7 protein-coding genes are annotated in these 9,495 nt (G+C 45.3%); 3 read left to right on the plus strand and 4 right to left on the minus strand.

The features are described 5' to 3' along the window. Both PLH26_RS16860 and PLH26_RS16865 read left to right on the plus strand, forming a co-directional pair. Nucleotides 1-1,853: KR prefix domain-containing protein (locus tag PLH26_RS16860; protein WP_324587201.1), on the plus strand; the 1,853-nt coding region annotated here is incomplete at its 5' end. Between the two features lie 4 nt (nucleotides 1,854-1,857). Continuing rightward, nucleotides 1,858-3,708, plus strand: a complete 1,851-nt coding sequence (locus PLH26_RS16865) for a hypothetical protein (RefSeq protein WP_324587202.1) — start codon at nucleotides 1,858-1,860, stop codon at nucleotides 3,706-3,708. Nucleotides 3,709-3,754: 46 nt separating this feature from the next. Here PLH26_RS16865 and PLH26_RS16870 read toward each other — a convergent pair whose 3' ends face one another. Beyond that, entirely contained in the window at nucleotides 3,755-4,882 is a 1,128-nt protein-coding gene (locus PLH26_RS16870) for an AI-2E family transporter (RefSeq protein WP_324587203.1), read from the minus strand. A 171-nt stretch (nucleotides 4,883-5,053) separates the two neighbouring features. Here PLH26_RS16870 and PLH26_RS16875 point away from each other — a divergent pair, with 171 nt between their 5' ends. Further along, nucleotides 5,054-6,319 (plus strand): neutral/alkaline non-lysosomal ceramidase N-terminal domain-containing protein, encoded by a 1,266-nt coding sequence (locus tag PLH26_RS16875; RefSeq protein WP_324587204.1) that lies wholly within the window; start codon nucleotides 5,054-5,056, stop codon nucleotides 6,317-6,319. Between the two features lie 430 nt (nucleotides 6,320-6,749). Here PLH26_RS16875 and PLH26_RS16880 read toward each other — a convergent pair whose 3' ends face one another. From PLH26_RS16880 to PLH26_RS16890, 3 genes are all read right to left on the minus strand, one after another. Next, nucleotides 6,750-7,754, minus strand: a complete 1,005-nt coding sequence (locus tag PLH26_RS16880) for an aldo/keto reductase (RefSeq protein WP_324587205.1) — start codon at nucleotides 7,752-7,754, stop codon at nucleotides 6,750-6,752. Nucleotides 7,755-7,772: 18 nt separating this feature from the next. Continuing rightward, a complete protein-coding gene (gene msrC, locus PLH26_RS16885; RefSeq protein WP_324587206.1) occupies nucleotides 7,773-8,246 on the minus strand; it encodes a free L-methionine (R)-S-oxide reductase MsrC in 474 nt (157 codons plus the stop codon). A gap of 206 nt (nucleotides 8,247-8,452) precedes the next feature. Then, nucleotides 8,453-9,214 (minus strand): 3-keto-disaccharide hydrolase, encoded by a 762-nt coding sequence (locus PLH26_RS16890; protein ID WP_324587207.1) that lies wholly within the window; start codon nucleotides 9,212-9,214, stop codon nucleotides 8,453-8,455. Nucleotides 9,215-9,495 lie beyond the last annotated feature (281 nt).

Below are 9,495 nucleotides of genomic sequence, written 5' to 3' on the forward strand. Positions count from 1 at the left end.
TGCAACCCGATGTTATGATCGGACACAGCATTGGTGAACTGGCAGCGGCCTGCATTAACGGAAACATGAGTTTAGATGAAGCCCTGAAACAAACAGCGGGGAAGATGTTTAAAAAGGATGCTAATTTACAGAAGAAACTGGTGGAGTGGCGCAACAACCCCGGTGTTTTGATTATGGAAATGATTCCGCCCCTAAATGAGAAAAATGAATTGGAAAATATTGAATTTACCCTTGGCCATTGCTGGTTATCGGGGATTGATATTAACTGGAAGCAGTTTTATGAGCAGGAGAGCAGGAACAAAGTAGCGCTTCCAACTTATCCGTTTGAAAAGGAACGCTACTGGATGGATGCAACCTGGAAACCGGGCAACGGGAAAGGAACTCATGAAGTTACTGAACGCCGGCCCCGGTTTTATACCACCCATTGGCAAATGAGCAGGCATCCTTCCGAATCTTATTTCGATAATATTGCACCTGCCGGCTTTTCTTACATAGTATTTGGTCACCCCTGTGAATTTTACGATGCTTTGGTGAACAATCTTCGGTCATCCGGTAAAAAAGTTATAGAAGTAGTAAAGAGCGATGAGTTTACCGCTAATGATGAACTGGTATTTGGTATTGATCCTTCTAATCCGGATCATTATAAAAAATTATTCAAATGCTTGCAATCATCTTCCTTAACATTTGAAACTATACTGCATTTATTTAATTTCAAAGAACGCAGTTTCACCTTTGAAGGTAATATTAAAGAACGCTCCTTAAATGATGAGTTGCACTACGCTTTCTTTAGCCTGTTGTACATTGTAAGAGCCTTACAGGAATACGATTTACAGGATGGGATCAGGTTGGAGGTAGTGGCCAGCGGGTTGCACCGGTTTCATCATTTCGAACATCACGACCCCCTGAAATCATTATTATCGGCGGCCTGCAGAATGACGGACGGGATGCTGCCGGACCTGAAGTGGCAAATTGTTGATGTTGACTTCAACTTGTTCCGTCCCGCAGCCATCCAGGATGTGGCAGCGAGGTTGCTGGATGAATTGGACTATGAAATAACAGACCACGAATTGATGCTGAGGAATACTATCAGGCTTATACCCGTAACCAAAATAGCAAACATCCCTTCAGTAAACGGTTCTGTGGCTTTTAAACCGCAAAATATCTACCTGGTTACCGGAACTATGAACGAGGCGATCTGGTTATTTTCGGAATATCTTATGAAGGCAACTCAGGCAAAATTGGTTTTTGCAACGGGTCCTGACTTTCCGGTTGTGGAAGGCTGGGATCAGTGGTTAGCCGGCCATGAAATTAATGATCCTTTTGCCATAATGATTAACCGGTTCAGGAACTGGCAACAGTCAAATTTAGAATTTATAACGGTTGGTATAGATATTACCAATTATAAACAAGTTATAGATTTGAAAGATGCAGCACAAGCATATTTTGGAAAACCTGATGGCATTTTTCATGTTGATGATGCACGGAGAGCAATGAGCCCGGATCCGCAAGTTGAAAAAAGGATTTCCGATCAGGTAAAAGCCGTTTGCAATCTGGATGCCGTTTTCAACAGCGATCAACCCAACCTTTTTATGCTTTGTTCATTTGACGAAAATGCCAGGTACTTTTTTGATTCATTTGCCAGAGATCATTACAACAGGTTTGGAGCAAAATACATCTCTGCTTGTTTTAATCGCATTATACAAAATGATATTGGCATTTCCGGAGCAGGAATGCACTCAATTTTTGAGCAGGTTATTTCAGCTCATCTTCCCCAGGTAGTGATTTCCTATGAAGATATGGGTGGTGATTTGCAGGAACATCCTTCAAAAAACCAATACGCCGTTCAAAATTAATCAAATGATACTGCAAGTTGCTGCCATACAGTTTAGCCGCAGGGAAGATACAGGCGCTGCATCGGCATTAAAACTAAGGAAAAACGCATTCCAGTCACTTCCGCCGGTGGAATGGGCAGAGATTCAAAGTGCAAACTTAGAACCTTCCAGGGTTGCGTATGCTATCACAGAAATACGCTCCCACTCGGAACGTGTGGTTATTCACGTTAAGTTTCGGGTGTCCCGGGTAAATACAGTTCCGGTTTCCATTTCCATAAGAGGTGTACAGCCTCCCCTGCATATTGGTTTTGATCCATGGAGCACTTTGCTGGCCACACATAGCAACATACTTGGCGAGGTGAAAGAGCAAAGTATATCAATCTCGCAAAATGGAGAAACCCCTTTTATCAGTTTTGAATTAAGCAATCACATACTGACAGAACGGGGTGTTGGCATTTTTCAGGTTATCTGGCACTGGCAATTCAGGGAAAAGCCGGATCAGCCCTGGGAAGTTTTTGACAGAACACAACACAAGGTTTATGTGCTGCTAAACGAACCAACCCTTCCGTTCGCACAGGATTTTCCGGGCGATATGCTTTTACCCTGGACGGATATCCTGGATTATGCCTGTGAATGGGCAGCCGGGTCCAGATCAGAAGATGAAGCAGCAGGCAGGATTACCGGCAGATTATTCAGCATGGGACCAAAGTTCTTTGAATACAACTGCCTAAACTTCCTTCCGGCTTATGTTCAAATACTGGATCTTTCCGGAAACAGTTTTTTTAACTGTACCAATTTCCTGTTGCATCTGAAAACAAACAGTATAAACAGATTCATTATTTGCTCAGATTGTGCGGCAATAGTGTCAACCTTTGCCAATATTCTCGGGTGCAGCCTGTGGCAATCTAAAATGGAAACACCTGGTATAATGTTTCGGGTAAACGATATATTGGCCATAGGCGGTACGGGTTGGCAAACACCATGCGGCATTCCTGGCTTCGCATTTCATGAGGTGGCATGGAAAGGCAATTGTACTTCAGCCGACCGCATATTTGATGCTTGTCTTGCCATTGATGGATCGGTTAGTTTGGTTGATTTTTTCAGAGTGCCCTTATTGCCGGTAAACATTCTGCTGGGCAGTCGGGGTTCAGGTTTGTACAGGGACAGGCTTGTTTTTCCATTGGACTGGATACTTTCAGAGCCCAGGCCGCAAACAAGGTTACGCAGGATGCTTATACCGGGTATTCCTCAATTTCCTTTTTTTGCCGTACGGTCTGACTCTGTTGTTGTGCAGGAGAAGGAATCATTGGCGGCGGTTAAACTGCAGTTCGGTCCTTCTAAAAAAGCCAGGCCCGGAAAGGGGGCTGAACCATCGCCGGTTCGGGGGTTTTTTATTGACAAATCGGAGTTTCCTGATTGGGACATTATGCTACTGGACCTTTTTGAAAGCAATAGCGGTGTTCAAAGGATATTGCATTCGAGGTGGCTTCCGGTTAACAGCTTCAGCACTTCCTTACGAATTGACTTTTACGAATGTCCTTCCGCCGGTGATGCGCAGGATTTTGCTCTAAAAATGCTTACACATCTTCACACCGGAACCAATAATATTGTTCAGGGCCATAATATCGGTGATATAACGTATTTATGGAACCGGTATAAAAACATTCTGTTTACAAGGAATAATATAGTAGCAGCCATTGGTAATTCCAACAGCCGGCAAATATCTGTTAAACCATTAGCAGAAAAACTCGACGGATATATCATTGCTTTTAATCAACCCATTGCGACTCAGGCAAGTTCCAATCAAAGAAAAATAAAAAACATCAATGCTGCTTTCTCAAAAGCTGAAGAGCCGGTGAACCGGTGGCGGTTTTAGGAGCATGCAGACGTTATTCGTTTGTTCTTTTCAAATCTCCAATATCTTATTCCTCCTCGTCTTCCTCATCAGGCTTTCGCACATGCCTGTTCCTGAGCCTTACCGCCGGGTTGGTCATGGGACTGAGCCCGGGTCGTTCGTCACCCAGCAAAATGCCCCAGTGCCGGAATTCGGCAGTGTGATCAAAGATGATTTTAAATATAGCGATCACAGGCAGCGATAAAAACATGCCAGAAACACCGGCAAGCGTACCGCCTACTATAACACCAATGATGCTTACAAGGGCATTGATCTTAATTTTGGATCCCACGATGCGGGGCATCAGGATATTATTATCCAAAAACTGAACAACCGTTATAGCGATCAGTACGGCAAATACATGCCATAGTTCAGAAGATGAAGTAAGCGTGAGCAGCACGCCGATAACATTCCCAACAAGGGCTCCTACATAAGGAATAAGGTTAAGGATAGCGAAGATAATGGCGATCAGCATGGCGTGCTTAATGCCTATTATCATCAAAATACCTCCTAATAATATCGTCATATAAGTTACCTGTATCATTAACCCGATCAGATAGCTTTTAACCATTACTTCGGTTTCACGTAAAGCCGATTCTACCTGTGGATGGTCTTCCCTGTTGAACCACAGAAAAATAAAACGCAGCAGCAGGTTTTTATAAAACAGGATAAGAAAAATGTATATAGGGAGCAACCCCAAAAACACAAATACGCCGGTAAGCGATACCGCGGCGCCGCTCAGGTAGGAGCCCGCATTGCTCAGCAGATTGTTGCCCTGGTCCTGCAGCACTTTGATCTGCTGGTCGGCTGAAAGATTAAGATTCCTGTTGATCCAGTCGCTCAATGTCCTCCAGTGCTGATTAAGATTTTTCTCTAATTGGGGAAAATCTTTTACCAGGGATGCAATTTGCAGGGAAAAAAAGCCCAGTATCAAAATTATGATCAATGCTGCTGCTAAGATAACCAGCACGATCGCAATGATCTCCGGTATTTTTATTCTTCGCAAAAACCGGAACATAGGCAACAGCATGAGGCTTATGAAAAAAGCCATCAGCAAAGGCATTATGATGGCATTCGCCACAGAAAAAAGGGCTATGATCAAACATAACCCCAGAAGCTCTATGGAACGTTTTACTGTTAAAGGCAATTGATTCATACAGGAGTATTGTTACCAAGTTACATAAAAAAATATGCCAGTCTGTTAAAACACCTGCACCTGCTTCCCGTTCACCCGTCTGTATTACAAAACGGCGGTCGTTGACGGCGCAATAAAAATATGATTTTGACGCAGAAACAAAATACTTATTTTTAAATAAAGATTGCCGTTATGAAGAAGGGGTTGCATCTTATTGTTTTACTTTTCACGACCGTGGTTCTGGCAGCCCAGGATAATGATCACGGGCGCTTGCTGGCGGGTGCTGCGGAAGCCGTTATAAACCCTCCTGCCGGAGCTTACCTCGCTGGGTACGACCAGAACAGAAAAAGCACCGGCGTGCACGACGATCTTTTTGTAAAAGCCGTTGTGATAGCCAACCGGCAAAATGCACTGGCTATTGTTACCATAGATTGCATTGGGTTGCCTTACCCGGTGGTGCAGCACATAAGAGACGCGGTTGAGTTAAAGCTGCCTGCCGGGTCATTCAATGCGGGGCATATAATTATTTCGTCTACCCACACCCATGCGGGTCCCGACGTAATTGGTATATGGGGCCCGGATATGCAGCACACCGGAACCGACAGCAGCTATACCAGGTTATTGATCAATACTGCCGCAACTGTGATCCTAAAAGCATGGAAACGCAAACGGGTGGTTGTGGCAAAGTATGCAGATACCACATTTGGAGAAGGCTGGGTTGAGAATGTTTCGGACAGCCTTGAAACGGACCGTTCTGTTGCGGTTATGCAATTTACCACCCGGGGTGGAAGAAATATTGCCACGCTTACCAATTTTGCCTGTCACCCTACTTTTTTGGGAAAAGAGAACACATTGGTGAGCGCGGATTTTCCTTCGGGGTTTTATAAGCAAATGAAAGTTAAGCTGGGTGGCATAAATCTGTATCTGCAGGGAGCGATAGGGGGATGGGTACAGCCCGAAAAAGTAGCCCGTACTTTTGAGGAAGCGGAGCGAAAAGGAAAAGCGCTTGCTGCGGCGGTTAGCAGTGCATTGGAACAACCCAGGCTTCTTGAAGGGAGCAAAATGTCATTTTCTTCCAGCCGCTTTGAAATGCCCGTGAACAATAAAGCGCTGGAGCAGATGGCCGCTGCCGGCATCATCCGGAGAGACATCAGCGACGGTACGCCTACAGAAATTGCATGGTTCAGTATAGGCAATGCAATATTTGCCACACACCCGGGTGAAACCTCGCCGATGTATTCTTTTGCAACCAAAAAATTAATGACGAACAAGGGCCCAAAGTTTGTTTTGGGGCTGGGACAGGATGAATTAGGCTATATCCTGAAACCTGAATTTTTTGATCCGGACACAAAGCTGCATGCCGCTCCTTATCTTACCAGCATGTCGCCGGGCAAAAAAGCCGGCGCGGTAATGATGCGTGTGCTCACCGAACTGGCGGAACGTAACGGAGGGCAGTGATGCGGTCGGCACCCGACGCAGGAGGGTCAGCACCGCATCTGAGCGTAAAGCACCAAAAGACAAATCACAAGAAACAAACAAAACTCAAATTCAAATCCGAAGCCGTAAGCTCTAAATCCGGAGAATACAAACAACAAACTAAAATCGGAGATGCGGTCGGCACCCGACGCAGGAGGGTCAGCACCGCATCTGAATGCAAAGTACCAAAAGACAAATCACAAGAAAAAGAGGCTTCAGCCATCAGCTGTGAGCCATCGCAGAAAATCATCCTATCATTGGTATTTACTACCAGTGCTGAGTTAATTATAGTATGTCGTATTGCCGGGGTGAATGGGCAATGGTCAATAGTGAACTTATTCACAATTCACAAATTGATGCGGCGTATTATGGTTAACGTAACACTAGCTGATACCTGACGGCTGCAGCTATCTTACTGATTAACCAACTTCATAGCCCCCTCGCTGTACCTGTTGCCCACATTGGGATAACGTGCTATTAGATCATTCATCGCTTTCAAGTCATTTTCAGACAGGTGAATATCCACGGCGCCGGCATTTTCTTCCAGGTATTTTCGTTTCTTGGTGCCGGGTATGGGAATAATATCGTCGCCCCGGGCAAGCACCCAGGCCAGGGCAAGCTGCGCAGGGGTAGCATTCTTATCTTTTGCCAATGCGGCAAATTCATTTACCAACCGGATGTTGTTTTGTAAATGTTCCTGGTCAAAACGGGGCAATGTGCGGCGAAAATCATCGGCGGCCAATTGTGCCGGATCATTTACCGTAGCAGTAATTATTCCTCTTGCCAGCGGTGAATAAGGGATCAGCGAAATGCCCAGTTCACGCACTGTGTTTAATATTTCACCTTCTATATCCCTGCTCAGCAATGAATACTCGCTTTGCAACGCAGCAATGGGGTGAACGGCGTGTGCTTTCCGTATAGATTGTGCAGAGGCTTCGCTAAGCCCCAGGTAACGTACTTTGCCTTCTTTTACAAGGTCGGCCATTGCGCCAACTGTTTCTTCTACAGGAATATTTTTATCTATGCGGTGGGCGTAATACAGGTCAATCGTATCAATCTTTAACCGCTTCAGGCTTTTTTCTACAGCCGTTTTTACATATACCGGCGATCCGTCAACATAAGTGCCGGGCAGCCCGCTGTGCCCCGGTGTATTATCTTTAAAACGGAAGCCGAATTTAGTGGCGATAAAAACCTTATCCCGGTTATGCGTAAGCACCTGCGATACCAGCTCCTCATTCTTTCCGTTGCCATACATATCTGCCGTATCCCAAAAGTTAATGCCAAGGTCCAGGGTCTTGTGCAGCGTAGCGATGCTTTCGGCATCATCGGTGGGGCCATAAGCATAGCTCATGCCCATGCAACCAAGTCCTATAGCGGATAATTTTTCTTCTGTGCTGCCCAGGTTTCTGTATCGCATGCTGTATTGTTTATACGGTTACCATTGTATCAATTCAACTATTTTCTCAAGGTAGTGCTGATCTGTTGTGTCGAACCGGTTGTATGCTTCACTGTCTGCATCCAGTACACCCACTACCTCATTGTTCCTTATGACCGGCACCACAATTTCTGACCTGGATAAGCTGCTGCAGGCTATATGACCCGGAAATTTTTCAACATCGGGCACAATGATGGTTTGGGCTTTTTCCCAACTGGCGCCGCATACACCCCTTCCCTTACGGATACGGGTACACGCAACGGGGCCCTGGAAAGGACCTACCACCAGCTCATTTTCTTTAACGATATAAAATCCTGCCCAGAACCAGCCGAATTGCTCTTTGAGCGCTGCTGCTATATTGGCCAGGTTAGCTATAAGATCGAGCTCGCCTTCTATTAATGCCTGTATCTGCGGAATGAGCGACTGGTATTGCTCCGCTTTGGAACCTGTTGCAATGATCAGATCTTCTGCCATGCTGCAAAGGTAGCAAGTTACAGGGAACAGGATGCAGGGAACAGGTTGCAGGTAAAGGGTACAAGGGATGCATAGATGCAGGCACAATACATCAGTTTGGAATGCATTTGATCCGTTAATCAAAGCAAGTCTGCATGTTATTGTGAAAAGTGAGAAAATGTGGTCTGACCCTCCTTCCGTCGGGTACCGACCACATTTTCAAATTCCTATAATGGTCTTATCCAGATATTCCTGAAAGCAGTTGGATTGCCGTGGTCCTGTAAAATAAGGGGTTCCTTGTTGCCATGCTTTTCGTAATTGGGGGTGCCGATGTATTGTGTGGAGCCCCAGATGGTAGTATTGTTTTGCACCAGTACACCGTTATGAAACACAGTGATCCTTGCAGGTGTTCTAACCGTGCCATCTATCTGGAAAATAGGGGCGGTAAACAATATATCATAGGTTTGCCATTCGCCGGGCCCGCGGGATGCGTTTACCAGGGGCGGGGTTTGTTTATAAATGCTGGCGGCCTGCCCGTTGGAATAAGTACGGTTGTTGTATGAATCAAGCACCTGCAGTTCATATCTGCCCATCAAAAAAATACCGCTGTTGCCACGGCCCTGGCTTTCGCCTTTTACTTCAGCAGGGGTGCGCCATTCAATATGCAACTGGCAATCGCCGAAACCTTCTTTTGTTTCAATGCCTCCGGTGCCGCCTGCTACCACGAGTGCATTGTCTTCAATCTTCCATTTTACAGGCCCGCCATCTTTTTGTGCTTTCCATTTGGAAGCATCTTTGCCACCAAACAATACAATGGCATCCGAAGGTGCATCGGCGGCGGTTTTGCCGGGAGTTATAACACGTACGGGAGGATCCCAGTATTCGGTTAATTTTGGATCGCCCTTTCGTGGGGCTTCTTGTGCAAAACCTGCCAAAACGGCAAAGCATAAACAAGCGCTCATTACAATTTGAGATAAACGGATCATCATAATTAAAATTTGTTGCGTTTATAAAGAGGGTACAATTTATAAAAAAATATGGTTTGAGAAGGCTTTTAACAAACGCGCAACGAATCGGAAGCTCGAAAGTTTTTTATTTATAGTGTATGGACTGCGCTCAACGATTACTGTAAAAAAATTATATAAATTTTGCTACGTTAAAACTGTATCTTACTTTTGCGGCGTTAAAAAAAAGCAACAATGATCCATCGCACACATCATCACCATCATTTCTTGCCCAAAGGGTAGGCCGGTGCTGTATGTGCAGATTT

It is taken from the genome of Agriterribacter sp., assembly GCF_035444585.1.
Taxonomy (GTDB): Bacteria; Bacteroidota; Bacteroidia; order Chitinophagales; family Chitinophagaceae; genus Agriterribacter.